This window comes from Arthrobacter melezitosi (assembly GCF_054511055.1).
Genome location: NZ_JBTNDJ010000018.1, coordinates 19,383 through 44,637 on the forward strand (window position 1 = coordinate 19,383; position 25,255 = coordinate 44,637).

General features: G+C 66.5%; 26 protein-coding genes, 1 tRNA gene and 1 pseudogene. 15 read left to right on the forward strand and 13 right to left on the reverse strand.

Going from position 1 to position 25,255, the window contains the following annotated elements; all coding sequences use genetic code 11:
• The first annotated feature begins 124 nt into the window (after positions 1-124).
• From ACX80W_RS14695 to ACX80W_RS14705, 3 genes are all read left to right on the forward strand, one after another.
• Positions 125-1,108 (forward strand): phosphotransferase, encoded by a 984-nt coding sequence (locus ACX80W_RS14695; RefSeq protein ID WP_459284544.1) that lies wholly within the window; start codon positions 125-127, stop codon positions 1,106-1,108.
• A 42-nt stretch (positions 1,109-1,150) separates the two neighbouring features.
• Positions 1,151-1,807 carry an alpha/beta fold hydrolase gene (locus ACX80W_RS14700; protein ID WP_459284546.1) on the forward strand — a complete coding sequence of 219 codons (657 nt, stop codon included), beginning with the start codon at positions 1,151-1,153 and terminating at the stop codon, positions 1,805-1,807.
• A 191-nt stretch (positions 1,808-1,998) separates the two neighbouring features.
• Positions 1,999-2,199 (forward strand): hypothetical protein, encoded by a 201-nt coding sequence (locus tag ACX80W_RS14705; protein WP_459284548.1) that lies wholly within the window; start codon positions 1,999-2,001, stop codon positions 2,197-2,199.
• Here ACX80W_RS14705 and ACX80W_RS14710 read toward each other — a convergent pair.
• The 3 genes from ACX80W_RS14710 to qcrB all read right to left on the reverse strand — a co-directional run bounded on the left by ACX80W_RS14710 (position 2,183) and on the right by qcrB (position 5,931).
• Positions 2,183-2,875, reverse strand: coding sequence for a hypothetical protein (locus ACX80W_RS14710; RefSeq protein ID WP_459284550.1), 693 nt, complete (start codon positions 2,873-2,875; stop codon positions 2,183-2,185). The two genes, ACX80W_RS14705 and ACX80W_RS14710, sit on opposite strands and share 17 nt — an antisense overlap.
• 719 nt (positions 2,876-3,594) lie before the next feature.
• Positions 3,595-4,140 carry a hypothetical protein gene (locus ACX80W_RS14715; protein ID WP_459284552.1) on the reverse strand — a complete coding sequence of 182 codons (546 nt, stop codon included), beginning with the start codon at positions 4,138-4,140 and terminating at the stop codon, positions 3,595-3,597.
• Positions 4,141-4,257: 117 nt separating this feature from the next.
• Positions 4,258-5,931 (reverse strand): cytochrome bc1 complex cytochrome b subunit, encoded by a 1,674-nt coding sequence (gene qcrB / locus ACX80W_RS14720; RefSeq protein ID WP_459284554.1) that lies wholly within the window; start codon positions 5,929-5,931, stop codon positions 4,258-4,260.
• Positions 5,932-6,349: 418 nt separating this feature from the next.
• Between qcrB and ACX80W_RS14725 the strand changes: the two genes are divergently transcribed.
• Together ACX80W_RS14725 and ACX80W_RS14730 are read left to right on the forward strand one after the other, a co-directional pair.
• Positions 6,350-6,598 carry a hypothetical protein gene (locus ACX80W_RS14725; protein ID WP_459284556.1) on the forward strand — a complete coding sequence of 83 codons (249 nt, stop codon included), beginning with the start codon at positions 6,350-6,352 and terminating at the stop codon, positions 6,596-6,598.
• Positions 6,599-6,734: 136 nt separating this feature from the next.
• On the forward strand, positions 6,735-7,652 hold the full coding sequence (locus ACX80W_RS14730; protein ID WP_459284558.1) for a hypothetical protein: 918 nt from the start codon (positions 6,735-6,737) through the stop codon (positions 7,650-7,652).
• 30 nt (positions 7,653-7,682) lie between these two features.
• On the opposite strand, the gene ACX80W_RS14735 is transcribed toward ACX80W_RS14730, so the two are convergent.
• Positions 7,683-8,159 (reverse strand): hypothetical protein, encoded by a 477-nt coding sequence (locus ACX80W_RS14735; protein WP_459284560.1) that lies wholly within the window; start codon positions 8,157-8,159, stop codon positions 7,683-7,685.
• Between the two features lie 125 nt (positions 8,160-8,284).
• On the opposite strand from ACX80W_RS14735, the gene ACX80W_RS14740 reads away from it, so the two are divergent.
• Positions 8,285-8,887, forward strand: coding sequence for a hypothetical protein (locus tag ACX80W_RS14740; RefSeq protein WP_459284562.1), 603 nt, complete (start codon positions 8,285-8,287; stop codon positions 8,885-8,887).
• Between the two features lie 599 nt (positions 8,888-9,486).
• Here the strand turns inward: ACX80W_RS14740 and ACX80W_RS14745 are convergent.
• Positions 9,487-9,639: a hypothetical protein gene (locus ACX80W_RS14745; protein WP_459284564.1), complete on the reverse strand. Its 153-nt coding sequence runs from the start codon at positions 9,637-9,639 to the stop codon at positions 9,487-9,489.
• Positions 9,640-9,944: 305 nt separating this feature from the next.
• Between ACX80W_RS14745 and ACX80W_RS14750 the strand changes: the two genes are divergently transcribed.
• Positions 9,945-10,436: a hypothetical protein gene (locus tag ACX80W_RS14750; RefSeq protein WP_459284566.1), complete on the forward strand. Its 492-nt coding sequence runs from the start codon at positions 9,945-9,947 to the stop codon at positions 10,434-10,436.
• Positions 10,437-10,494: 58 nt separating this feature from the next.
• On the opposite strand, the gene ACX80W_RS14755 is transcribed toward ACX80W_RS14750, so the two are convergent.
• Complete coding sequence (locus ACX80W_RS14755) at positions 10,495-10,950, reverse strand: hypothetical protein (RefSeq protein ID WP_459284568.1); 456 nt, start codon at positions 10,948-10,950, stop codon at positions 10,495-10,497.
• On the reverse strand, positions 10,947-11,204 hold the full coding sequence (locus ACX80W_RS14760; protein ID WP_459284570.1) for a hypothetical protein: 258 nt from the start codon (positions 11,202-11,204) through the stop codon (positions 10,947-10,949). The genes ACX80W_RS14755 and ACX80W_RS14760 overlap by 4 nt, the downstream gene beginning before the upstream one ends.
• Positions 11,205-11,308: 104 nt before the next feature.
• Here ACX80W_RS14760 and ACX80W_RS14765 point away from each other — a divergent pair, with 104 nt between their 5' ends.
• Positions 11,309-11,650 carry a hypothetical protein gene (locus ACX80W_RS14765; protein ID WP_459284572.1) on the forward strand — a complete coding sequence of 114 codons (342 nt, stop codon included), beginning with the start codon at positions 11,309-11,311 and terminating at the stop codon, positions 11,648-11,650.
• A 122-nt stretch (positions 11,651-11,772) separates the two neighbouring features.
• Here ACX80W_RS14765 and ACX80W_RS14770 read toward each other — a convergent pair whose 3' ends face one another.
• On the reverse strand, positions 11,773-12,609 hold the full coding sequence (locus ACX80W_RS14770) for a hypothetical protein (RefSeq protein WP_459284574.1): 837 nt from the start codon (positions 12,607-12,609) through the stop codon (positions 11,773-11,775).
• A gap of 337 nt (positions 12,610-12,946) precedes the next feature.
• Here ACX80W_RS14770 and ACX80W_RS14775 point away from each other — a divergent pair, with 337 nt between their 5' ends.
• Entirely contained in the window at positions 12,947-13,243 is a 297-nt protein-coding gene (locus tag ACX80W_RS14775; protein WP_459284576.1) for a hypothetical protein, read from the forward strand.
• 106 nt (positions 13,244-13,349) lie between these two features.
• Here the strand turns inward: ACX80W_RS14775 and ACX80W_RS14780 are convergent.
• Positions 13,350-13,426, reverse strand: a tRNA-Thr gene (locus ACX80W_RS14780).
• Positions 13,427-13,515: 89 nt separating this feature from the next.
• On the reverse strand, positions 13,516-14,370 hold the full coding sequence (locus tag ACX80W_RS14785) for a DsbA family protein (RefSeq protein ID WP_459284578.1): 855 nt from the start codon (positions 14,368-14,370) through the stop codon (positions 13,516-13,518).
• A gap of 121 nt (positions 14,371-14,491) precedes the next feature.
• On the opposite strand from ACX80W_RS14785, the gene ACX80W_RS14790 reads away from it, so the two are divergent.
• The 4 genes from ACX80W_RS14790 (at position 14,492) to ACX80W_RS14805 (ending at position 19,449) form a co-directional block, all read left to right on the forward strand.
• Positions 14,492-15,955 (forward strand): alpha,alpha-trehalose-phosphate synthase (UDP-forming), encoded by a 1,464-nt coding sequence (locus ACX80W_RS14790; protein ID WP_459284580.1) that lies wholly within the window; start codon positions 14,492-14,494, stop codon positions 15,953-15,955.
• A complete protein-coding gene (otsB, locus tag ACX80W_RS14795; RefSeq protein WP_459284582.1) occupies positions 15,948-16,736 on the forward strand; it encodes a trehalose-phosphatase in 789 nt (262 codons plus the stop codon). Before ACX80W_RS14790 ends, otsB begins: the two co-directional genes overlap by 8 nt.
• Positions 16,737-16,853: 117 nt before the next feature.
• Positions 16,854-17,942 carry an ABC transporter ATP-binding protein gene (locus ACX80W_RS14800; RefSeq protein ID WP_459284584.1) on the forward strand — a complete coding sequence of 363 codons (1,089 nt, stop codon included), beginning with the start codon at positions 16,854-16,856 and terminating at the stop codon, positions 17,940-17,942.
• Positions 17,943-18,087: 145 nt separating this feature from the next.
• On the forward strand, positions 18,088-19,449 hold the full coding sequence (locus ACX80W_RS14805; RefSeq protein WP_459284586.1) for a DUF4032 domain-containing protein: 1,362 nt from the start codon (positions 18,088-18,090) through the stop codon (positions 19,447-19,449).
• Positions 19,450-19,537: 88 nt separating this feature from the next.
• On the opposite strand, the gene ACX80W_RS14810 is transcribed toward ACX80W_RS14805, so the two are convergent.
• Positions 19,538-20,128 (reverse strand): DUF4190 domain-containing protein, encoded by a 591-nt coding sequence (locus tag ACX80W_RS14810; RefSeq protein WP_459284588.1) that lies wholly within the window; start codon positions 20,126-20,128, stop codon positions 19,538-19,540.
• A 320-nt stretch (positions 20,129-20,448) separates the two neighbouring features.
• Between ACX80W_RS14810 and ACX80W_RS14815 the strand changes: the two genes are divergently transcribed.
• Together ACX80W_RS14815 and ACX80W_RS14820 are read left to right on the forward strand one after the other, a co-directional pair.
• Positions 20,449-22,191 carry a glycoside hydrolase family 13 protein gene (locus ACX80W_RS14815; RefSeq protein ID WP_459284590.1) on the forward strand — a complete coding sequence of 581 codons (1,743 nt, stop codon included), beginning with the start codon at positions 20,449-20,451 and terminating at the stop codon, positions 22,189-22,191.
• 40 nt (positions 22,192-22,231) lie between these two features.
• A complete protein-coding gene (locus tag ACX80W_RS14820) occupies positions 22,232-23,257 on the forward strand; it encodes a LacI family DNA-binding transcriptional regulator (RefSeq protein WP_459284592.1) in 1,026 nt (341 codons plus the stop codon).
• Here the strand turns inward: ACX80W_RS14820 and ACX80W_RS14825 are convergent.
• Both ACX80W_RS14825 and ACX80W_RS14830 read right to left on the reverse strand, forming a co-directional pair.
• Positions 23,225-24,648: pseudogene (locus ACX80W_RS14825) on the reverse strand (FAD-binding oxidoreductase). The gene ACX80W_RS14820 and the pseudogene ACX80W_RS14825 overlap by 33 nt on opposite strands.
• Entirely contained in the window at positions 24,618-25,118 is a 501-nt protein-coding gene (locus ACX80W_RS14830; protein ID WP_459284594.1) for an SRPBCC family protein, read from the reverse strand. Before ACX80W_RS14830 ends, ACX80W_RS14825 begins: the two are co-directional and overlap by 31 nt.
• Positions 25,119-25,255 lie beyond the last annotated feature (137 nt).

A 25,255-nucleotide genomic window follows, 5' to 3' on the forward strand; every position in this document is an offset into this window, starting at 1 on the left:
TGTGCAGAACGTGCAGCCGTCCCCTGAAACTTTGGCGAAGGTGGCTGGGTCGGCAGTTGGCGCGGGCCGCCCGCTTCCTGTCAGCGACCATGTGTTGGTCCCCGTCGGCGTTCCGCTGTCGAATATGACCACGGCGGGGCTCTGGCGGTTGCAGGGCACGGCGGGCGACGGAGAGGACCGGCACGCCTTCTCAGCAGTCCTCAAGGTGATCCATACTCCGCTGCGCTGGGCCGGGATCGAGCAGGTCCCGGAAGAGCTGCGGGGGTTCGTCGTCGAACACTATCCCTGGCGCACCGAGGCCGAAGTCTATGCCGGCGACCTCGGGCAGTACCTGCCCGAGGGGCTGCGGTTGCCCGAGGTGCACCACATCGAGGAGCTTGACGGGGAAAGTACGGCGATCTGGATGGAGGACGTTCGGCAGGACCCGCACGCGGAGTGGGATCCCGACCGTTTCGCCCGGATGGCATACCTGCTCGGCCGTCTCGCCGGCACACCGGAGGCACCCCGCGGAAACCCGCGGGACCTCGCGGACTACGTCTTCGGACCCGGCGAACACATGTTCATTCCGCGGCTTCGCTCAGGGACGTTGCGTTCCCATCCCGCTTTCGAAGGCAGCGTGGATGACCGCCTCGAGGAGGACCTGATCGCGTTGACCGGGCAGCTTCCCGCGCTCCTGGCGGAACTGTCCGATCTCCCCCGTACCCGCGCACACGGCGATGCCTGCCCCCAGAACCTCCTGCAGTGCCGCGACGGCGTCGTGGCCATCGATTGGGGCAGTTTCGGCACTGCCGCAGTGGGCTTCGACCTCGGCCAGCTGCTGACCGGACTCGTCAATGAGGGGCTGCTTCCCGGATCAGCCTTGCCCGAGCTCGCACCGCGTTGTCTCGATGCCTATCTGTGGGGGCTGCAGGACGAAGGGTCGCCCCTTCCGCGGGAACTGGTGCGGAGGGGATTCGCCATCACCACCGCGATCGTCAGCGGGCTTTCGGCACTGTTCCCCCCTGAGCTTGACGGGCCGGACTCCGAGCACCTGCACCGGGTCATTGCCGCACGGGCCGATATGGCGCGGTTCCTCATCGCGGAACTGGCCGCGTCCGCGATTACGTGATCGTCCACGCTGAACCTACCTATTGGCGGAACGGGGAAACCGATGGCGACTTTTGTACTCCTCCACGGCGGCGGCTCCACGGCGTGGGACTGGCATCTGGTCGCTCCACTCGTCGAGGGTGCGGGCCACGACGCCGTCGCCGTCGACCTGCCGATCGAGGACGCCAACGCGGGGCTCGAACAGTATCTCGCCGCCATCGGCGCCGCTGTTCCGGCCGCACGGCACGTCATCGTCGTCGGGCATTCCCTCGGCGGCTTTATCGCGCCCTTGGCCTGTGAACATCTCAACGCCGAAGGCCTCGTCTATCTCGCCGGCATGATTCCGTTGCCCGGGGAGAGCTTCGCCGGCTGGTGGACGACGACGGGTCACCACCTTGAGAGCGTCAGTGACGACCCTGAGGTTCTTTATTTCAATGGTGTTCCCGATGCTCTCGCCCGCGAAGCACGGGCCCGGGAACGGGATCAGCAGGGCGGCTGGATGTCCGGGCCGTGGCCGGCGGACCGGCACCCCGCAGTGCCCACGCTGGCCATCCTGTGCCGGGAGGACAACCTCTTCCCGGCCTCCTTCATGAGGCGCCAGGTGCGGGAGCGGCTGGGGATCGAGCCGGTTGAGATCGACGGCGGACACTATGCCGCCCTGAGCCATCCGGGTGCAGTTGCCGAGGCATTGGTCCACTTCGCTGGGCGGTTGGCTGGCTGATCGTCATGCCGTCGCCTGGGAGCCTGACTCGGTGGACTCGTTCCTGCGGGCTTGGGTGCTGACCCAGTCCGTGGTTCCACCCTCCCTGTAGCGTCCAGCTGCGGGATGTCCTGATTGGAGTCGGCTCGCCCGAGACAGACGGAGGGGCCGATTCATACCCCGCCCCGGTGACCTCGGACGGGAGGAGGTTCGTGCTCGTCCGGACCCATGCGGAGGTACACGCCGCCGTCTCCCGTGGAGACGGCGGCGTACTCTCCGATCCGGCCGACCCCTCATCCCTGGAGGGCCAGCTTCGGCTGTTCTCCGTCCACGTCGAGGAGGCCGCAGACACCTCCTCCTCCGGTGCCCGGAGGAGGAGGGTTGTCAGCTACGGCGTCAGCGCGGAGGAGTAGGGATTGGGGTGCCGGCGGGGAGCACCTCGACCATGGCGTACCGCTTGCCCTCCTCGGCGAAGGGTTTGTACCAGACCATGAAGCCGTAGGTGCCCGGGGCAAAGTCTGCTGAAAGGTGGACCTGCAGCCGATAGTGGCCGTTCGCGTCCGCCTTGACGACCGGGGCGTGGAGTAGATCTTCGTCGCTGCCCCATTCGCCGAACAGGATCCGGATCTCCGCTCCTGGCGGGTACCCGGCGCCGGCGATGTACCAGGAGGTTCCCGCGACGCGCTCGGCGCTCGGGAAGTTCGGCCAAGGTGCAGGCACCACGTCCGGGTAGACCCAGGAGGTGTGCGTCAGGGCCGGTGGAACATTGACCGGGGGCGCGGTGACGGCCGGGTCTGCGGGCACCACCGGAACAACGGGCTGCGGCGACTCGGGGATGAAGGGGGCAGGCTGCGGAGCCACCGGGGCGGGGGCGGGCGGTGCCACCTCGGGTGTGGGCGCTGCAGCCGGGGTTGGCTTCGATGTTGGCTTGGGCGCCACGGTGGGCTTCTGGGTGGCCGAGGGGGAATCAGACGGGCTGGCCGACGGGCGCTGGGAGGGGCGATCAGCCGAGCCGGAAGCGGCCGGAGTGGAGCAGCCCGCGAGCAGCACGGCGGCGAGGGAAAGGGCGAGGATGGACGGCTTGGACATGGTCGTTCTCTCATCTGGAAGGGTGGCACCGTTGAAACAGCCATGCACGCCTGTGCGGAAGGCCGGGCTCATCGAAGCGGGGATCGGGACAGCTGGGACTTCGCACGGTGATGCTTCACCGCATCCGGCTGCCCACAAGCCGGATAATGAGACGGACTCTACAGGCGCGGATTGCGCCGCACGGCCCATTTGCATCACGGTCCCGCAACGCTTTCTCCATCAGTCGGATCGGATAGGTTCGGGAAACTTTCCAGCAGCTGCGACCCGGTGACCCCTCGGCGTAGACCTCGTGCTGATCCGCCGCGAGGTCGCTCTTTGCCACTGGCCGTGGCCGCTGCGGCTCCGCCGGCGATCAGGCCGAGGAAGTCATCGCGCACGTTCGGCTCACGGCCGCCATCCTCGTTCGGGGCATGCTCGCAACCTCCGCGGCTCTCTAAAGGAAGTGCAGGGCCGAGGACGCTGCAGCAGCGAGAGGGATCAGAAGAGCAGTGCCCAGCCGGCCTGCCTCAGGGTCACTCCCGGAACCTCCTGGCCGGCGGCCGGCGGGCTCGGGGTGGAACTCCCGGGGACCCATGATTCTTCGGCGCCGATCGACAGGCTCCTGTCGTCGGTAGGCGCCGACTTCCCCTTTGACACCCGCATCTGGCCAACCGCACGAGGAGGAGTCGCGGAGATTCGAACAGGGTCACCGGAGCCCGGCCTACGCCGTGAACGTCCAATCAGGTCACGAGCCGCTGGAGCGTGGTTGCAGTGGTGATGGCCGCCATGGTTGCCGCGGCCACCGGACCAAGATGGAGGAGTCTTATAGCCCAGGAGGGCCAGAGGCGGGTACCAAGCCGGTTCTGCCGCAGGATGCTGATCGCCTCCGTCGCATGGAGGAAGCCCAGAATCGTCGCTCCCAATGAGACCCAGTCTGCGCCCGTTGCTGCGCCGGCTGCCAAGAGGATGCCGGCCACATGCAGTGCGGTGAGCGGCCCGCTGGAGCGAAGTGTCAGGGCGGTCATGAGCCGGTGTGGCCGTGACAGCTGGTATGCAACTGCCGTGTTGAGGACAGCGCTGATCAGCCATCCGAACGTGGTCAGCGAGAGGATGGCGTGTTCCGGATTCCATCCGGCCTCCGGCACAGCGCGGATCACCAGGTAGCAGGCGCACGCGGTGAGGAATGCTTGTGCGGCGGCAGCGGCAAGGCTGAGGGCGGGAAGCCTGTGCTTGAATCTCCGGCCCTCCCGGGGTTGCTTCACACGCACGTTAGCGAAGGCTTCCATGGTGCTGGTCCTTTCGGTGTCCGGTCAGGGCCGTACTTCCTCGGGAGATGGGGCGGCTTTTCCGCCCAGCCGCTCCGTCGGCTCGGCTGGTGTGGCTCCTGGGTGGATCGGACGGCGTCAGGCGGCACGGGGTGGCTCCCAGGGCTCGGACAGGTTGTGCGCGGTAATGCCTTTCGGCCCGGTTGGGGGCTGGATCCGCGGCTGCCCGGCGGCTGGATGGTCGAGGCCCTGGGGTGGGCTGGGTTCAAGACGGTTCTCAAAAAACCAGTCCGAAATCCTGTGCCGCACCTTTGAAAGCACTAACCGTGCCCCCTTCCCTGCCGCGGCGTCGTCGGTCACAGGCGATGACGGCTCGAAGTCGGCGAGGGCCCACTGCTCGTAGCGGTTAAGGGGTTGGTGGACCTCGATGTACTCGCCGTGCGGCAGGCGGACGATCCGGCCTGTTTCCCGTCCGTGGAGCAGGAGCTCCCGGTCTTTGCGCTGCAGGGCAAGGCATATCCGCCGGGTGAGGCTGAACGCGATGAACGGGCCGGCCAGGACCAGGACCCGGTAGGCGTAGATGATGTCCTCGAAGGACAGGGACAGGTAAAGTGCGGTGACGTCGGCGCTGCCGGCCGCCCACAGCACTCCGCCGAATGTCATGCCCGCTACACCGATCCCGGTGCGGGTCGGATTGTTGCGCGGGCGCTCAAGCAGGTGCCGCTCACTGGTGTCGGATCGAATCCAGCGCTCGAGGAACGGATAGGTGACGACGGCTGCGAAGAATCCACCAATCCCGGCCATGGGGATTAGCACCGGGAGGACCAGGGTACCGCCGAAGATTTCGAGGTCCCATCCCGGTGGGACAAGGCGCAGCGCCCCGTCGACGAATCCCAGGTACCAGTCGGGCTGGGAGCCCGCGCCGGCATTGCCGGGATCGGCCGGGCCGTAGTTCCAGATGGGGTTGATCGTAACTGTCGCTCCGATCAGCGCTGTGAAACCGGCGATGGCGAACAGGAGCCCTGCGCTCTTGACGGCGCGGGTGGGCAGGGGCTCACCGACGATGTTGTCGTTGCTGCGCCCCGGTGCCGGGAACTGCATGGGCTTGTGGATCAGTCCCAGGACGGCCCGCAGGACTGCGAGGCCGATCACGAGCAGCGGCAGGATGACCACGTGGAGGGTGTTCAGCCGGGCAAGGATCACGTCTCCTGGATACGGTCCCCCAAAAACCAGGTAGGACAGCGAGGAACCAATGACGGGAACGGCTTTGAGGGTCCCATCGAGGATGAGCAGGCTGGAACCGGAAAGCAGATCGTCGGGCAGTATGTATCCGGTAAGGCCGGTGCCCAAACCGGCCAAGAAGATCCCGATCAGGACCACCCACGCTGTTTCCCGCGGCGTGCGGAATGCGCCGGTGAAGAAGATGCGCAGGATATGCAGGGTCAATGCGGCCATGAACAGCAACGCGGACCAGTGATGCATCTGGCGGATGAGGAGTCCGCCGCGGACCTCGAAGGACAGCCTGAGGGTGGATTCGAGGGCTTTGGATATTTCCACCCCGGCCAGAGGCGCGTAGGGACCGGAGTATCGGACGCTTTCCGCCGAGGGGTTGTAAAAGAAGGTTAGGAACGCCCCGGTGACCGCCAGCACGACGAAGGAGTAGGCGGCGACCTCGGCGAACATGAATGACCAGTGCCTCGGCACCACCGCGGTCGAGGCCCGCTTCACCAGTGTCCGGTAGTGCGTTTGGGATTGTGCGAACGCACCAAGCCGGCTGGTGAGGGCGTTCGGGAAGGAAGTTGGGTGTTTCATCGCTTTCCGTGCTCCGTGCTTAGTGCGAGGGCAGGCCCCTGCACCGGCTGGTGCGGGGTCGCGGTAGGGTCCTTTTTGTTCATCGTCATGGTGGCCGTGCCTCCGTGCTGGTATCTCAGCGCTGGTTCCACTTTGCCGCCGCGGCTGGCCACCGGATGAAGGAATAAGACGAAATGGCACGGATAGTTTCGAAACGCCACGAGGCGGCAACCCCAGGGGCTGCGCATCGGTCCGTGCGAGGCTCCCCGTCACCCAGCACGGTCAAACGCCAGGCGTTCCTACCGACGGCCGGGAGGGCTCGGCGCGCGGCTGTCGCCGCGGCCAGGATCAGCCACAAACGAATAGGTCCACCGAAACCGGTGCGGCCGAGCCGGATGCCGCTGCCGGCCGGCCGCCTCGGGCCCGCTACATTTGAAGAATGGCTTCACCGCAGCGCGAACTCGATCAGATTGCCAACCTCGGCGAGCGCGGCTGGCGTGATAACGGCGCCGCAGCCCGGGTCCTCGAAATACTTGGTTCCCTACGGCAGAGCGGTTTGATCGGCCCGGACACGATCCTTGAAGATATGCGCTCGCGCGGCTTCAGCAGGGCCGATCTGGCCCGGTTGAAAATGCTCATCCGGAAGACCCCCGCGGCGGAGACTCCCACTGCCGTTAAGCACGTTTGAATAACCCTTCGCACCCGGCAGCCGGCGGGAACCGCCACCGGAAGTCAGGCTTGGATGCACCGTTGAAAGAACTTTCAGCCGGTCCCGGAAAGGAGTAGGATCTGCCGCATCATCGGCAAGGTGGACGGGGAAATCCGTGAAACCCAGAATCCTTCGACTGATTGCTTTCCTGGTGGCGCTTCTACTGGCGGTCACCCTATCGGGTTGTGGCTCCGAAGGCAGCGAGGCCGGTGGAGGTGCAGGGAGTGGCAACAACCTGCCTCAGAGCCCTACAGCTCCGCCGGCGCCCGACTCAACTGACGAGCTGATCGCACAAATTGAGGCCGATCCCCTTGGTGCGTGCCCCGACGAGGATGCTGGATACGAGAACGTCGGGTACAACGGCCTCACGGGGGAGGCGGCCACGCTGTACTCGGAGATCCTCGTCTGCTCGAATGGAACGTCCTCCTTCCTGGTCAACGACAGCGATGGCGTATGGGTTTTCGACATGACCGTCCCCACCATGGAATTCAAGGAATACGGACAACACTCAAGGTTCTTCCGCCTCTCGGGGGTTCCCCGGTCGAACCTTTACTACATGGTCCCCGGGGACTCGGTGATCATCGAGGACGTCACCACCATCAGCTGGTATCCCAGCGAAATGATGACTTCAGTCTGGGCCACTCAGGAGTTGGGCCTTGGATACGTGCAAGGCCGCGGTGAGGAGTACCTGGCCATGACCATCGAGAAGAAGACCGGGCATTCGAAAGCGATAACGGAGTGCATGTTCACCGCCGCGCAGGCCGCCGCGAAAAAGTCGGAAATGGATGAGACAAGCGACCTCATCGATCACCTCCAGGCCGGATTGAAGACGGCGAAAGCAGGCATCTGCCTGTCGGCGATGAAGCAGGCGGACTCGGAGGCAGATGCTGCCGGATATCGGCAGGTCCAAGCGAAACCCAGCTGGGATGCGCGCGTCAGCAAGCTGTCGTCGGAGGCGGATACCGGGCTGGACATGCTGAAATTCCTGCACTTCGGCGCCGCCGCCTGCAAAATCGCACCAAGGTGCAGCTAGGCCTCCATCTTCGGCCCTACTTGGCCTTGGTTACTGGGCCTTGACGCCTTCAACCCGGGTGAAGCCGGCGTTCAGTTCCTGCGCCAGTCGTTCCATGTCTTTGACCCGGGAAGGCAAGCCACGGGCTTCGGAAAAGTCGTACACGGCCCAGTTGCTGCCATCGACCATGATGATCGGCATCCGCTCATACCCGTTACTGCCCGAATGGGAGAACGCTTCGACGGTGGTCTTACGGTCCTCGTCATTGGCGTAGAGCTCGAGCTGGACATGCTCGGTGCACAGCACGGATTCGACCGTGGAGTCCACGATCCGGTTCTGCACCGGATCCGCCGTGAGATTGTCCTCGCAGTCGAGCACTTCATCGACGGCGGTCCGCGCCTCCTCCACGGAAGCGAAGCTGGGCAGGTCACCGGTGTCCGCTGCCGCGATATTCGACGTACACCCGGTGAGCAGGATTCCCCCGGCGAGCAGCGCGGACGCGGCGGTCTTGGACCTTCGTACGTTCATTGCCATATACCCCCATATTGACTGCCGCCATCCTTGCACGGAGAAGTCCTCCTGTCGCTGGGTTGGACATCCCGTTTTCGGCGCGGCCCCTACTGCCCTATTGACACCGCTGGGACACTGGGGCGATGAGCTTCTTCGACGACATCCCGGCGCCGCCTCCTCCGCCGTCGCTCCCGGAGCCGGACCTCGGCTGGGTCCGGGCTCCCTCCGATGAGCTGCCCACGATCCTTCCGGTGGGCCGGTTCCTGTGGCGCGGCGATGCTGCCGCGGTGGGGGTCTCACATGTGGAGGCCTACTCCTCCGGGTGCTCGATCCGGGTCCGTTGGATGCTCCGGCGCGGCTTTAGAACCGGCGACGAATGGAACGCCCTGCTGGATCGGTGGATGAGCCAGGACCGGCGCAGCGGAGAGATCCTACGGTTCGGTGTAGGCCTGCCGGACGGACATAAGGCCTCCACCGAGAAGGTTCCCTGGGCCGGCATGGAGCCGGTCAAGGGACCTGTTCTGATGAGGCAGGCGGAGTCGGGCGCGTCTGCGGATGCCATCACCGGGTCGGTGGAGCTTTGGCTCTACCCGCTGCCGGTGGCCGGGGAATTGCTGCTGGCTGTGGAGGGCGCCCTGCTGGGGATTCCGGAGTCGACGATGGTCCTGGACGCCGGGGAGATCCGCGAGGCCGCGCAACGCAGCCAACGTTTCTGGGAGTCGAAGCCGCAGCATTCCAAAGCGTAATCCTTGTACGTTCTCCTTATTTCGTCGGGCCGCAATGGGCATGACCGGCTAATGGACGGGATTACCACGGTCCAGTGAGGGGATGCCTGGTGCGCTGCGGTGATGGCCCGACGGCCGGGTTGCCCTGCAGGGGATTGCGGCGCCTGTGCTGTCACCCGCCCCCAGCCACGTCCTCATCCAGGTGGGACCAGAATCCAATTCGCGCGGCCGCCCGGGCAGAATTATCCCTAAGCCTGCCGCCTACAATTGCTTCAACTGTGTCAATCAATTCAGCGTCATAATGGCCGGGATTGCTTCGATCGGTATCCCCGTTGTGTGAGCTAAAAGTGGTCTCGGCAATCTCCCCTCGAATTGTTGGCCAATCGTCGCCATACCATTCCTTGAGACTGTCATATGCCGCTCTGCCCGTGTCCCGAAGACGATCGGGGGTCGTCAACTGCTCTGGTCCGGGCGAGTACTCCTTTTGAAGGAGCCGATCAACCCCCTTTTGTCGTCCATCCGTCAGCAATCCCAGCCTGAGCTTCACCTTGGTGCGGGCCGAAACCGCCGGGCCGCCGTCGAGCGGTCCAGCCACCTAGCGACGGCCACGGCGGTTCCCCTCACCGAACTTCGAGCACGACGTCGTGCCACAGTGCCTCGAACGCCGCGGCTGCAGCTTCCGGGTCGTCATCGATCCGGTGGAAGATCGAGAGGAACTCATCGCGGTCGACGCATACGCCGATCGGGGCCTGCCGATTCAGCCCAGCTGGCAAGGTCCCTCCGCTGCGGCAGGCAGTGGCATTCCTGCTACCCGGCGCCCTGCTCCTTCCGCTGCACTCCTAGGGCAATACGTAAAACTGCTTACAGAAACGCCTGTCCCATTTCCATATTCTGGTCATATCAAGCAGTGAAACCAGTGAAGGTCACTCACGGTCCTTGTATTTGCTGACCACGACCCTGCTTCTCCCCGGGGAGGCCGCGCTCCTGGTCCGCACCTGCGCAGCCTTCGCGTCAGCGCAGGTGCACTTCCTTTTGGAAGTCACCTCTCAGTCAGCACCCATCTTGAAAAGAGCTAATCATGAGAAGCAAAGCCCTGCCCCTTGTGTCTGCCGCGATGTTTGTGGCCACACTGTTTACAACGGCTCAGCCAGCCCAGGCCGACTATTCAATCAAGCTGCCAGAGGGCCAGGGCTGTCCTTTCGCTCTGCAGATTGATGGCACTGGGGGCAACCTGCACGTTAAGGACTTCTACGACAAGGATGGAGATAAGGTCCGGACCATCCAAGCCGGCAAGGGCGTTTTCTTGACGTACACAAATTTGGACACCGGCAAGTCCATCTCCTTCGATACGAGCGGTTCGGTTTCGAAGACGACCTACAACCCGGACGGCACCTCCACTGTCAGGGTAAGCGGCCATAATGGACTGATTTTCTTTCCCTCCGACGTGCCCGCAGGCCCGACTACCACTCAGTACATCGGGACTGTCGTCTACACAGTTGACGCCGCCGGGGTGTTCACGTTGATCAGCACTTCGGGACAGGCGGTGGATGTCTGCGCCGCACTGAGCTAGCAACCCCAAACGGAGCGACTCAGGCTGACTTTGGACAGCCTGGGCCGCTCCATATCGACTAATGCGAAGTGGTCCGCTGCGTGCCAGGGAGCACGGCCGGTGGGCTTCGTCGCAAGGGCCGGGTGAACCAGACGGCCAGGACGGCCGCGATAGTGCAGAGGACCAGTGCGGGCCAGAGGAACTGAACGGATGGTTCTCCATCACGGAACGGGGCATAGGCGAGGAGGACGGCTCCGGTTGCGGCCGCGGCGGCCCGGATGACCGGGGCGAAGCGTGCGGTCAGGGCGTGCATCACCATGGCGGCGATCATACACATAAGACTCATCATGAATCCCGAGACCATCCCGGAAATGGCACCATGAACTACCAGCGGCATCGAACCGGACGTGAGGTTGACGACGCTGCCATAGGTCATACCCAGGGCACTTCCGGCTCCGACGCCTTTCATCAGGACCCGGAATGCCGTGCCTTCAGGTGTGCCAGCTAGATTTTCTTGGGTCGGCATGATGCTCACCGGACGATTCGCAGGGGCCGGGTGATCCAGACGGCGAGGGCCGTGGAGGCGGCGGCCACCGCAAGGATGGGCCAGGTGCCGCGCCAGGTCGGTGGGGATCCGATGAGCAGGACCAACGGAAGCAGCGACGCGCCGACGGCGGCCGCGGCCGCGCGCAGCAAGGGCATAAAGCGTTCCGCGAGGCGGTGCAAGGCCAGCCCGGGGACGGTGCGCAGGAGGCCGGCGGCGCTGCCGGGGTCTTCACGGATCAACATGGGCCCGAGCCTACCTCTCTCATTGTCGCCCACCGGTGTACCAGCCCAGCGTCCGGCATGCCCGCCGTTGGTAGGATCGGTCGAATCCGACCCGAAGGAGAGCCGTGACCGCCGATGAACCTGCCCCGGAGGATTTTGGCACCGCCGGCGGCGTCCGGCTCGCCGTGTACGCGGCCATCCGTGAGGACAGCGTCGCCGCCCTGGACGCCCTTGCCCCCTCTGCAGTCGACGACATGCTCGACGAAACGATGAGCCGCTACCCGCAACTGCTTCCCCCGGACGGCCTCGCCGCCGCCCTCCGGCAGTTGGGCATCAGATGCCGGTCGGTGGATTTGAATCCCTACGTGGACGGACCCGCGCTGCCGCCTGCGGTGCCCGGCTTCAAGGTTGCGCTCTTCGAGTTCCCGGCCGGAACGCACCGCTGGGTGCCGGAGGGCCCGCGCTGAACGACCACTCGGGGATGCCAAGGGCCGTGCCCCGACGGGTCAGCCCCACGCTGTAGAAGTCGATCCAGGCGTGCCTGTTGGGTCGTGGCGCCGATGTTTCTCGGGTTCACTACTGGGTGTTGCTAGTAATTGCCGCCACAGAAGACACCCGCTCCTGTTTCCGTGCACCCTCCACCACCACCGGCGCCGGGCGGCGGAGGTGTCCAGCCGCCACCGGGAGCGGGCGCAGGGGCAGGCGCGGGCGCGGGCACATACGGTGCAGGCGCAGGCACATAAGGAGCCGGAGCGGGCACGAACGGCGCAGGCGCAGGAACATACGGAGCCGGAGCAGGGAGGTACGGCGCAGGCTCCGGAGCGCCGCCCGGTGCCGGCGGGGCCGGAACAGGACCAGCGCCACCTCCGGTGTCGCCCTGAGGCTGGGATGCGGCTTCCTTCTTCGCCGCCGCAGCCTTCTCGGCCGCCTCCTTTGCGGCAGCGGCCTTGGCCTTCTCGCCGGTGACGCGCTTTGCCTCAGCCTGGAAGGCTTCGACATCAGTGCTCAGCTTCGTGGAGGCGTCGTCAAGAACGGCGACCTGGGCGGTGGCGGCTTCGCTTCTACCCTGGAGCGTATTGGCCGCGTCGCGGCTGTCGCAGTCGCCGGACAGTTCGATTTGAGTGAGGCTGGCGCTTTGGCTTTTCAGGTCCTCCAGCAGGACGGCAGCGCCTTCGTGCTTGTCGTACGCCTTGGCGCCGTCGGCCAGCGCCCGGGCCTTGGCAGCCTTGTCGACGGAGCCCTTTACAGCAGCAGCTGCCTCTTCAGCGGACGTCGTGGCTTCCGCGCAGACGCGTTCAGTCGTGGCGTGGCTGACACTGACGCCGACGATGGTGCCGGCGGTCAGAACGCATGCCGCAACTGCGCCGAGAAGTGGGATGAGCAGCTTCTTTTTCCTGCTCGGAGTGGTTAGCGGGCTGTCGCTCATGATGGTGGGTGTCCTTAGCCAGGCCCTTGGTGCTCGATAACCATTGGGCGAAAGTTCGGTGGTGGTTCCTCCTGTGAACTATCGACGCGGATCCGCCAGCTGTAAGGATTCGGCGGGGTTGCGCGTCCAAGGCGTTGCCGGAGGTACGGCAACCTCGAAAAAACTCCCGGTTCGGTTACAGCCCACCACCATTGCCTGGGCATCCGCGCAACACCTGCACGGGATGCCCGAGAATGGCCTGAGGTTCGCCCGATTCCTCCGCGAGAACAACCCGTGGCCGCCCACTGCGCCCGTAGGCCTTGACCTGTCCAGCATCCGCCCCATCCTCACAGCCGCAATGGACAGCTTCACGATTGGGGTCATCGCGCGTGAGGCGCTTTACCCGCGCCAAATCCTAATCGGAGCGGTAACCCAGTGGCGGAAGAAAAGCCTGCGGTTGCTGACCATCGACCCGAAATGCCGGTGGGAGGGCTTTACGGACAAGCTCAAGTTCAAGGACATCACGCGGATCAGCTTCAACGACGACTACACCCGCGCCGTACTGGCTGTCGCTGGACCCGCTCCACCTCGAACGACAATTTCCGCCGACGGCACCAAATACAACAGCGAGGCTGCCGCTCCGGTCGCTTACTAGCCGATGTCTATGCCCGACAGAACGCCGGACCAAGACGGCAAAGACAGCGTCACAGCCGGAGTTTCCTACCCTCGAACCAATGCCTGGCCTAGTAAGGAAGGGTTCCTGGAGCCCCCTGCCGGATTCGAACCGGCGACCCCCTGTTTACAAGACAGGTGCTCTGGCCAACTGAGCTAAGGAGGCGTGCTGGCCCCGCCAGCGTGCGCCGCCGCCGTCCAAAGGACACAACGGGCGCCTCCTAAGGTTAGCCCAGCCCTCCGGTTCGGGGAAACTCAGCCGAGCTTCTCCTCAACGGCCTCCGCGAAGTTCGCCACGGCGTCCGGCACTTCCTCGCCGTCGACATAAACCGTTGGCGTGCCCTCGATGCCGGCGGCCTGCGCCGCCTCCGTCGTGTACTTCGCCCAGGGCCGGAACGTGCCCTCGTCGAGGCAGGTGGAAATGTCGCCGGCCCCGACTTCGGCGGCCATGTCGGCGAGTCCGCCGTCGTCGAGCTCGCCGCTCTCGAAGTTGGCGAACAATGCCGTGGCAAAGTCGAAATAGCTGTCCGGCGCCGTATCCGCGACGCAGGCGAGCGCGTTGGCGCCCCGCGAGGAGTAGTCGTCGCGCGAGTTGCGGTCGAGGTAGGCAACATTGCGGTATTCGAGGGTGATGTCCCCGGCATCCAGCCAGCGGCGGAGGTCATCGGCGTACTCGTTCTCGAAATTCGAGCAGTGGACGCAGTTCACATCGACGTAGGCCACCACCGGGATCGGGGCCCCGCCGGCCGCGGGCTCCACCCCCGGAGGCAGGTCACCGCCGGGCGCGTCCCCCTCCGGCAGCGACGCGACGTCGACCGTCTCGACATCGGTCTCGGCCAGCCTGGAAGTGGAGACCAGCGTAAAACCGCCCTGCGCATTGCCGTGCTGCGGTGCCGGCCCGGCATCGGGCACCCGCCCGCGGATATTGCCCGCGACGATCAGCGCGATGACGACGGTCACGACGACGGCGGCGGCCACCACGCCCCACCGGATCAGCAGCGAGTTGCGCCGGGCCGCGCGTTCCTGTGCCTCGCGCTGCAACCGTGCCCGCTCTCGGGCCTCCGCCGTGCGTTCGGCCTTGCTGGGCCTACGGGAATTGCTCGCTGCCATCGATCCTTCTGCCTCGCCTGCGTCACCGGGCCGCTGCCCGGTTCCACCCAGTTTATCGAGATGAGCGCATGCCGCTAACCGATAGAGTTCATCAGTAGGCCTACTAATGCGGGAGTTACCAATGAGCGAAGCCTCAACATCACCGGAATCCGACACTGACTACGGCGACTTCGACTTCATCGTTGTCTCGAACCGGCTCGCCGTCGACCGCGTCACGGACGACGAGGGCAACAGTTCGTGGCGCCGCTCCCCCGGCGGCCTCGTGACCGCCCTCGCCCCGGTCATGGCCAAGACCGACGGCGCCTGGGTCGGCTGGCACGGCGCCCCCGATGAAACCCTTGAACCCTTCGACGAGGGGAACATGCGCCTTGTTCCGGTGCCGCTGAGCGAGGACGAAGTGGAGCTCTACTACGAGGGCTTTTCCAACGCGACCCTCTGGCCGCTCTACCACGACGTCATCGCGCCCCCGGAATTCCACCGCACCTGGTGGGACGCCTACCGCCGGGTCAACGAGCGCTTCGCGCAGGCCACGGCCGCCTCGGCGGCGCACGGCGCCACGGTGTGGGTGCAGGACTATCAGCTGCAGCTGGTGCCGAAGCTGCTGCGCAAGGCCCGGCCCGACCTCGTCATCGGCTTCTTCAACCACATCCCGTTCCCGCCGCTGGAGATCTTCGCCCAGCTGCCCTGGCGCCGGCAGGTCATCGAAGGGCTGCTCGGGGCCGACCTCATCGGCTTCCAGCGCCCGAGCGACGCAAGCAATTTCCTTCGCTGTGTCCGCCGCTTCCTGGGCCACACCATCCGCCAGCAGCAGGTGCACGTTCCCGCCGACGGCGATTCGCCGGCCTATGTCTCCCGCGCCGAAGCGTTCCCCATCTCGATCGACGTCCACGCGATCACCGAACTGGCCAAGCGCCCGGACATCATCGAGCGCTCCCGGGAGATCCGGCGGGAGCTCGGCAACCCCAAGCACGTCCTGCTCGGGGTGGACCGGCTTGACTACACCAAGGGCATCGGGCACCGGCTCAAGGCCTACGGGGAACTCCTTGAGGACGGGCACATCACCGTCGAGGACGCCGCGCTGATCCAGGTGGCGAGCCCCAGCCGGGAGCGCGTCGAGCAGTACCGCCTCCTGCGCGAAGAGATCGAGGGCGCCGTGGGCCGCATCAACGGCACCTACGACACCATGAAGAACACGGCAATCCGATACCTCCACCACAGCTACCCGGTGGAGGAGATGGTCGCGCTGTACCTCGCGGCGGACGTCATGCTCGTTACCGCGCTACGCGACGGCATGAACCTCGTCGCCAAGGAGTACGTGGCGGCCCGCACCGAGAACCGCGGGGCCCTGGTGCTCAGCGAGTTCGCCGGGGCGGCCGACACCCTCCGGCAGGCCGTCCTGGTCAACCCCCACGACATCGACGGGCTGAAGGCGGCGGTGGTGACCGCCCTGAACATGCCTCCGGCGGAGGGCATCCGCCGGATGCGCATCATGCGCCGCCAGGTGCTGCAGAACGACGTCGAACGCTGGTCGCAGACCTTCCTGACCGCCCTGCGCAACGGCTCGGCAGGCAACGGCGATGTCTGAGGGCACCGGACTCCGCGCGGCACTCGAGGAGCTCGCCGCAGCGCCGGCGCTGCTGGTCGCGCTCGATTTCGACGGCGTCCTCTCGCCGATCGTTGAGCGGGCCGAGGACGCCCGCCCGCTCCCGCGCTCCGCCGCGGCCGTCAGGGCCCTGGCCTCGCTGCCGGCGACGACGACGGCGCTGATCTCCGGGCGGGCACTCGCGAGCCTGCGCGAGGTGGCCTCGCCGGAGCCGAACACCCTCCTGATCGGCAGCCACGGCGCCGAAACGTGGACGGGCCCCGATGCCCCAGCCCTTGCCCTCAGCCCCGGGCAGGCCGCGCTGCTCGACGCGGCCGCCGACATCGTCGAAAGCGTTGTCGCCGTGCATCCCGGCACGCGGCTCGAATCCAAGCCCGCCGGCGTCGTGCTCCACACACGCTCCGCCACGGACGACGTCGCCGCCGACGCGGTGGCCGCCGCCAGGGAAGGCCTCGACGGGCTGGACGGCCTGAAGGTCACCGACGGGAAACGCGTCCTTGAAATTTCGGTGGTCCACGCCGACAAGGGCCAGGGACTGCGGCTGCTTCGGGACCTCAGCGGGGCCACCGCGGTGTTCTTCGCCGGCGACGACGTCACCGACGAGCATGCCTTCGGTGTCCTGCAGCCCGGCGACGTGGGCATCAAGATCGGCGAGGGAGCCACCGCCGCCCGCTTCCGCCTTGACTCCCCCGAGGACCTCGCCGGCGCCCTCGAGGACCTCCTGGCCCTGCGGCGCGAATGTGCTTCCTCAGGGCATTCATGACATACTCCAAGAGGGTATCGACCGGCCACTGAGCCGGCCCTACCCGGCACAACTGAATACTCTCCATTCACTACGGATCGTCGGGCACGTACCTGCCCGTGAAAAGGAACTAAGAAAATGGCAACGGTAACGTTCGACCAGGCCACCCGGGTGTACCCAGGGACCGAAAAGCCCGCTGTAGACCGCCTGAACATCGAGATCGCCGACGGCGAATTCCTCGTCCTCGTGGGCCCGTCCGGCTGCGGCAAGTCCACCTCCCTGCGCATGCTCGCAGGACTCGAAGACGTCAACTCCGGACGCATCCTCATCGGTGACCGCGACGTGACCGACGTTCCGCCGAAAGACCGCGACATCGCGATGGTCTTCCAGAACTACGCCCTGTACCCGCACATGTCGGTCGCCGACAACATGGGCTTCGCCCTGAAGATCGCCGGCGTCTCCAAGGAAGAGCGCGCCGAGCGTGTCCGTGAGGCCGCCAAGCTGCTCGACCTCGAGGATTACCTGGACCGCAAGCCGAAGGCACTCTCCGGCGGTCAGCGCCAGCGCGTCGCCATGGGCCGCGCCATCGTGCGTAACCCCCAGGTCTTCCTCATGGATGAGCCGCTGTCGAACCTCGACGCCAAGCTGCGCGTCCAGACCCGCACCCAGATCGCGTCGCTGACGCGCCGCCTCGGGGTCACCACGGTCTACGTGACGCACGACCAGGTTGAGGCAATGACCATGGGCGACCGCGTTGCGGTTCTCAAGGACGGCATCCTCCAGCAGGTTGACACTCCGCGCAACCTGTACGAGCGCCCGAAGAACGTCTTCGTTGCCGGGTTCATCGGCTCCCCTGCCATGAACCTCCTCGAGCTGCCCGTCGCCGACGGCGGCGTGCTGTTCGGCGGCACCGTCTACCCGGTCCGCAGCGACATCCTCGATGCGGCTGCGGGTAACACCGTGACCCTGGGTGTCCGTCCCGAGGACCTCGTCCTCGCCAGCCCCGGTGAGGGCCTGCAGGTCGAGGTCGACGTCGTCGAAGAACTCGGCGCCGACGCCTACATCTACGGCCACACCACACTCAACGGGCAGAACCACGACATGGTGGCCCGGGTCGACGGCCGCCGCCCTCCGATGAAGGGTGACACCGTGTACGTCCGCCCCGAGCAGGGCCACGTGCACCTGTTCGACACCGCCTCCGGCGCCCGCCTGGCCGAGACGGTCTAGCACCAGCACTCCTTAGCAATGCGGTGGTTCCCATACTGCGTCTTCGCGGACGGGGGACCACCGCATTGCGGTTTAAGTGGGCGGCCAGCCTGCTTGGAGCAAACCCAGTGACCGGCACCACGGCGGTCCAACAGAAGGCAACATCATGACCGAAACCTCCAACGCCAACTGGCATGACGAACCGACCGATTACGCGCAGACGGGCAAGCTGCCGCGCCTCCGGTCAACGCCGCCGGCGTCGACGCTGGGCTCATTGAACATCACGGCAGCCTCCGCCGACCCCGAGCTGCTCGATCTGCCATGGCACATCGCCCTCGAGGAGTGGCCGACGCAGAGCCTCGCGGCCCTGCCGCGCGGCATCTCCCGCCACATCGTGAGGTTCGCCCACCTCGGCGGCTCAGTCATCGCGATCAAGGAAACCAGCGAGCACGTCGCCCGCCACGAATACCACATGCTGCGCAAGCTGCAGCGACTCGATGTGCCCTGCGTGGAGCCGGTCGCCGTCATCACCGGGCGGAGGGCCCCCGACGGCACGGAGCTCGACCCGGTGCTGGTCACCCGGCACCTCAAGTTCTCCATGCCGTACCGCGCCCTGTTCTCCCAGACCCTGCGCCGGGATACCCTCACGCGCCTGATCGACGCCCAGGCACTGCTCCTGGTGCGCCTACACCTCATCGGTTTCTATTGGGGCGACGTGTCCCTGTCGAACACCCTGTTCCGGCGCGACGCCGGCGCCTTCGCCGCCTACCTGGTCGACGCCGAGACCGGCGAGCTCTACCCCGAGCTCTCCAGCGGGCAGCGCGAGTACGACCTGGAGATCGCCCGCGTGAACATCGCCGGCGAGCTGATGGACCTCGCCGAGGGCGGACTGATCGAGGACAAGGTCGACCCGCTTGCCACCAGCGAACTCATCATGGACAGCTACCGCAGGCTGTGGACCGAGCTCACCGCCCGGGAGTCGTTCGAACTCGGGGAACGCTGGCGGGTCAACGCCCGTATCCGGCGGCTGAACCAGCTCGGCTTCGACGTTGAGGAATATGTCATCAGCACGGTTGCCGACGGTTCGCGGATCCAGCTCCAACCGAAAGTGGTCGACGCGGGCCATCACAGCCGCCGGTTGCTCCGCCTCACCGGAATCGACGCCCAGGAGAACCAGGCCCGCCGGCTGCTCAACGACATGGACGCCTACCGGGCGGACAACAACAACCTCGATGTCGACGAGGAGATCAGCGCCCACCTGTGGGTCAGCGAGGTGTTCGAACCGATTGTGCGTTCGGTGCCCCGCGAGCTCGGCGGCAAGCTCGAGCCCGCCGAGGTGGTGCACGAGGTGCTTGAGCACCGGTGGTACATGTCCGAGCGGCAGGACCGCAACGTGCCCATGGCCGAAGCCGTCCAGTCCTACCTCGACTCGGAACTGCGGCACCGCCGCGACGAGGCCGAGATCATGCTGACCGCCGACTCCAGGACCATCGGGCTCGACGGCGACAACAGCTTCCCGGACCGCTGAACCGACTGACCGCTGAACCGACTGACCGCTGAACTGACTGTGCCCGGCCCTCACGGGCCGGGCACAGTTCTGGTTAAGCCTCAGGACCTCACATGGCCGGGCATTCGATTTCCTGGCCTTCATAGACCTGGGGGCCCGGGCCGGCCTGCTGGCAGAATTCGGCGATCTGAATGGCCGACGGGATCGCGGCGATGATTCCGATGATCAGGAGCACAAGGAGGATGGTGGCCAGGGCTCCGACGATGATGCCGGCCAGCGCGATGCCGTTGCTCATCCCCGCCTTCTTCGACTTCACCAGCGCCACGATGCTCAGGATCAGCCCGACCGGGTTCAGGAACGGGATGAGCGCCAGGATGAGTCCCACGATGCCCAGGGTGCGTCCCGGGTTCTCGCGCGGTCCCTGCTGGCCCGGGTAGTAGCCACCCCCGGGGTAGGACTGGCCGTACGGCGCCTGTCCGTAGGCCGGCTGGCCCGAGGACTGTCCGTAGGCCGGTTGACCCGAAGACTGGCCGTAGGCCGGCTGACCGTATGGTGTGGGCGACTGGCCATGCGATGGCTGCCCGTACGGCGTCGAGCCCGGGGTTGACGATCCTGACGCTCCGGAACCTTCCCCGGAAGCCTTGCCGTACGGATCGTTCGAGCCGGATCCGCCCTGCGGTCCTGCTGGGTTCTCTGACACTTGTGCCCCTGCAAACTTGTTGGTGCAGGAACCAGGTCCTGCGGTGGCCCCGCGGGCCCTTGGCCCGAGAATATCACCGTGGGGCGGGGGTTTCCGGAGCGCCGGACGCGCCCGCGCGCGCCGTAGCGGCGGGCCTGTCGGAGGCTTGGCGCCCGGGCAGATTTCGCTGCGCGAGAGATCGACGGAACCCGGTCGTGTAAGCGTTTACAAAACCGCCGGGTATATCACCTAGCGGGCCCTCGTTACCCAAGGATAACCGAGCAGACACGGGCAGCCCGGCCTATGAAAACGTTTTCAGTTTCAGCCGCAACGGGTCTACGATGTTCTCCATGTCTTCCCCAGCGGCCGTCGACACGGCGAGTTTCGAAGCTCCTGATGGAGCGGTCACCTTTTACGATCCCATCCACGAGCGGCATCCTGACGACTCCTGGTGGCGCTCGTCGGTGATCTACCAGGTGTACCCGCGGTCATTCCGTGATGGGAACGGCGATGGCATGGGCGACCTCGCCGGTGTGCGGCAGGAGCTTGAACACCTCGTCCGGCTCAACGTCGACGCCGTCTGGCTCTCCCCCTTCTACACCTCGCCGCAGCGCGACGGGGGCTACGACGTCGCCGACTACTGCGACGTTGACCCGCTGTTCGGAACGCTGGCCGACTTCGATGCGCTGACGGCGCGCGCCACCGAGCTTGGGATCAAGGTCATCGTCGACCTGGTCCCGAACCACGCGTCAAGCGACCATGTACTTTTCCAGCAGGCACTCGCCGCCGCACCGGGATCGCCCGAGCGAGCGATGTTCATCTTCCGTGACGGTCGAGGCGAGAACGGGGAACTTCCGCCCAACAACTGGCAGTCGCACTTCGGCGGCCCGGCCTGGACCCGCACCGTCAACAGCGACGGCTCGGGCGGGCAGTGGTACCTTCACCTCTTCGATTCCTCCCAGCCGGACTTCAACTGGGACAACCAGGCGGTGCGGGACGAGTTCGAGCGGATCCTGCGGTTCTGGCTCGACCGCGGCGTCGGCGGGTTCAGGGTCGATGTGGCCCACGCCCTGGTCAAGGCCGAGGGGCTCCCGGACTGGGGCGGGCGGGCCGATGGAAGTTCAAGCGACGGCTTCCCGGGCCACGCCGCCCCCATGTTCGGGCAGGCGGAAGTCCATGAGATCTACCGCAGCTGGCGCAAGATCCTCGACGAGTACGACGGCGACCGGGTGCTCTGCGCCGAGGCCACCATCGACCCGCTGCCGCGGCTGACCGACTGGGTCCGCCCGGACGAGATGCACCAGGCCTTCAACTTCGCCTACCTGCACCACCCGTGGAACGCCCATGGGCTGCGCAACGTCATTTCGAGCTCCCTCCAGGCGTTCGACGGCGTCGATGCGCCCACCACCTGGGTGCTGAGCAACCACGACGTCGTCCGCCATGCAACGCGCTTCGGGCTCAGCGAGGACTTCCCGCGTCCGGGCGACGGCATCGGCCGTCTTGATCCCCAGCCCGACGCCGTGACCGGACTCGACCGCGCCCGCGCGGCGTCCCTTGCCATGTTCGCCCTCCCCGGAGGAATTTACCTCTACCAGGGTGAAGAGCTCGGCCTGCCCGACCACACCACGATGCCGGCCGAAGTCCGTCAGGATCCAACCTTCGCACGCACCGGCGGGGAGAGGCTGGGACGTGACGGTTGCCGGGTACCGCTTCCGTGGCGCGCGGAGGAGCCGGCCTTCGGCTTCGGCGCGGGGGCCACGCCCTGGCTGCCGCAGCCCGATGGCTGGAGCGCCCTTGCCGTTGACCGCCAGGAGTCCGATCCCGGCTCCACGCTGAACCTGTACCGCACCGCGCTGCGCCTGCGGCGGAAGCTTGGCCTCGGTGCCGGATCGCTGGAGTGGAGCGTCGAGTACGAAAACACCGAGACCGTGGCGTTCCGCAACGGCGAGGTCCTCGTGTTGATCAACATGGGACAATTCGACACACCGCTGCCCGCCGGCACGATCCTTGCCGCCAGCCACCCGGAGGCAGGAGCCAACGGGCTGCTCGCGCCGAACCACTGCGTGTGGCTGAAGCTTAACTAGAAGGGCCGGACTTCCGGTCCGACCCGGGGAGGAGAGTACCGTGGCCGGCATCAAGGACGTCGCCAAGCGCGCCGGAGTATCGACGGCCACGGTCTCGCGGACCCTCAGCGGCAACGGCCGGGTGTCCGAAAAGTCACGCCGGGCCGTCCTCCAGGCGGCCCGGGAACTTGGGTTCGTGCCCTCCTATTCGGCGTCGTCCCTGGCCTCGGGCAGGAACCGCAATGTCGGAGTGGTGGTGCCCTCGGTCAACCGCTGGTACTTCTCCCAGGTCGTCGACAGCGCCGCTGCCGCGCTGCTTGAGGCCGGGTACGACCTCACCCTGTACAACCTCAGCGAGGGGGCCGGACACCGGGACCGGGTGTTGTCGGACTTCCTGCTGCGCCAGCGGTGTGACGGCGTCCTCTCCGTCTCCCTTGAGCTCAGCCGGTCCGAGCTGGGGCAGCTGCTCGCTGTCGGCAAGCCCGTGGTGGGGATCGGCGGTGCGCTGCCGGGCGCCCACACGATCAGCGTGAACGACCGTGCCATCGCTACCCTCGCCACCGAGCACCTCCTCAGCCTGGGGCACCGCAGGATAGCGTATATGGGCGGTACCGAAGCGTTCGAGAATGACTTTCGGATCTCCGGCACCCGCCGCCAGGGCTTCGAGGCGGCCATGGCGGCCGAAGGCCAGGAGGTGTTCCCCTCCTGGCGGGCAGACGCGGACTTCACGATCCCCGGTGGCTACATCGAGGCCAAGCGGATGCTGGGGCACCCCCGGGAGCGGCCCACCGCGGTGTTCTGCGCATCCGACGAGATGGCGATCGGAACCATCCTTGCCGCCCGGGACCTTGGCATCCGGGTGCCGGAGGATCTCTCGGTGATTGGAATCGACGGACACGACCTCGGCGAAACCTTCGGCCTGACGACCGTCGCCCAGTTCCCCAGCCAGCAGGGCGAGTACGCCGTCAAGCGGCTGCTGGGGATCCTCGCCGATCCGGATCAGGACGACGCGGGGCGGACCCACGAAGAGGCCCGGACGGAACTCGTGGTGCGCTCAAGTACCTCGGCGCCGGCTGCCCGGCCCTGACAGCGGGAGCGGGATGGCCTTGCCGGGGTTGAGGATCCCCGCAGGATCGAAGACCGCCTTGATGCGGCGCTGCAGCTCGAGAACTTCCTCCGCCTGCTCCCAAGGCAGCCAGCGGAGCTTGTACTGGCCCACACCGTGCTCGCCGGTGATCGTCCCGCCCAGGTCAAGGGCGGCCCGCACCGACTCGTCGAGTGCCTCCTCCAGCCGCGCCTTTCCCGCGGGGCCGTCGTTTCCGGCACCCAGAACGTTGGATGGAGGTTGCCGTCCCCCGCGTGGGCGACAACTTTAAGTCCGACCGCGTGGCGCACCGCCATCCGTTCCAGGGCATCGACGTAGGAGATGAGCCGGGACCGCGGCACGGCCACGTCCTCCCCCACCCTGTACCCGGAGTAGACGTCATCCCCGCGGCTGTGGCGCCGGAGTTCGATCAGGCGCTCGGCTTCCGCCGGATCCTCCGCGCTGACGGTTCCACCGAGTTCCGCCAGTACCCGCCGCACCACGGCGGCCTCTTCCAGGGCACCGAAACCGTCGGTCTGCAGCAGGAGCAGCGCGCCGCCGCGCGTGCGCAGGGATGATCCGCGCGCGCCGTCCAACGCCGCCATGGTGCGCCCGTCGAGCAGTTCAAGGATGGCCGGCTGAACCCTGGCCCGGCCGACGGCAAGGACACCCGCTGCGGCCGCCCGGACGTCCGGGAAGAACGCGGCGATCGTCGAGACGCTGACCGGGAGGTAGCGCAGCCGCACCGTAATTCCAACTACGATCCCGAGCGTCCCCTCCGATCCCACCATCAAACCGGTGAGGTCGTAGCCGGCCACGCCTTTGAAGGTGCTGTGACCGGTTGAGACGAGGGTTCCATCGGCCAGTACGACGTCGAGGGCGAGCACCGAATCCCGCGTCACTCCGTATTTCGCGCAGCGGAGTCCCCCTGCATTCGTCGCGACGTTGCCGCCGATTGTCGAGCTGCGGTAGCTGGCAGGGTCGGGAGCGTACATCAGGCCATACGCGGCGGCCGCCGCATTCAGGTCGGCATTGATGACTCCGGGTTCCACGACGGCCACCTCATCCTCCACGCGGAGTTCGAGGATTCGGTTCATGTGCTCAAGGCTGAGGATAATGCAGCCGGCGGTCGCGTGCGCCCCACCCGAGATTCCGGTGCCGGCCCCGCGGGGCACGACGGGTACGTGCTGCGCGTTGGCCCAACGCATAAGCACCTGGACCTCGTCCACGCTCTCCGCCCACACCACCGCACGGGGCAGCACCGGCTCGGCGACCGGCCCGTAGTCCCGGGAATGGGCCACGAGGTCGGCCTGCGCGGAGGACACCCTGCCGGGAAGGATGGCGTCGAGCTCCTCCAGCAGCGTCACAACGCTCCGCCCATGAAGCGTGCGTATCTGGCCAGGGCCAGGGGCCAGAAGGAGGCATAGCGTTCACGAAGGCCGTCCGGGTCTGCCTGCCGGGTCCAGCCGCCGTGCACGACCTCGACCCGGGTGCCCTGGCCCTCTCCACCGGACGCGGTGAAGGAGAGCGATACCGAGGTCGCCGGAGCGGTACCCGGGCGGTGCCTCCACAGGAGGCTCAAGGCACGGTATCCCTCGCGCTGATCCTCACGCTCGAGGACCTCGGCCCAGACCGCCTCCTCGTCCTCGGTGGAGGTTTCAACGAAGACGCCGTCCTCGAGGTCGAAAAAGGATCCCGCACCCCAGACACTGAGCTCCGCAGCCGGCCACCACAGGTGGAGGTGCTCGGTGAAGCCCGAGAACGCGTCGACGACATCGGCGGCTACGCGTACGGACGCCGAGACGTCTGCAGCAGTGCCGCCGGCGGCCGGCTCCGGCGCCGCATGGGAGAAAAGTCCGCTCATACTCCGACTCTACCGGTGCAGGTGGCAGCGTTTGGCTGGGCGTGTTGGGGTGGTTAACGCAGTGCAGGCCCCACCGGTGGTGGGGCCTGCGACTGGTACGGGTGGTCCGGCGGTGTCCTACTCTCCCACACTCTCTC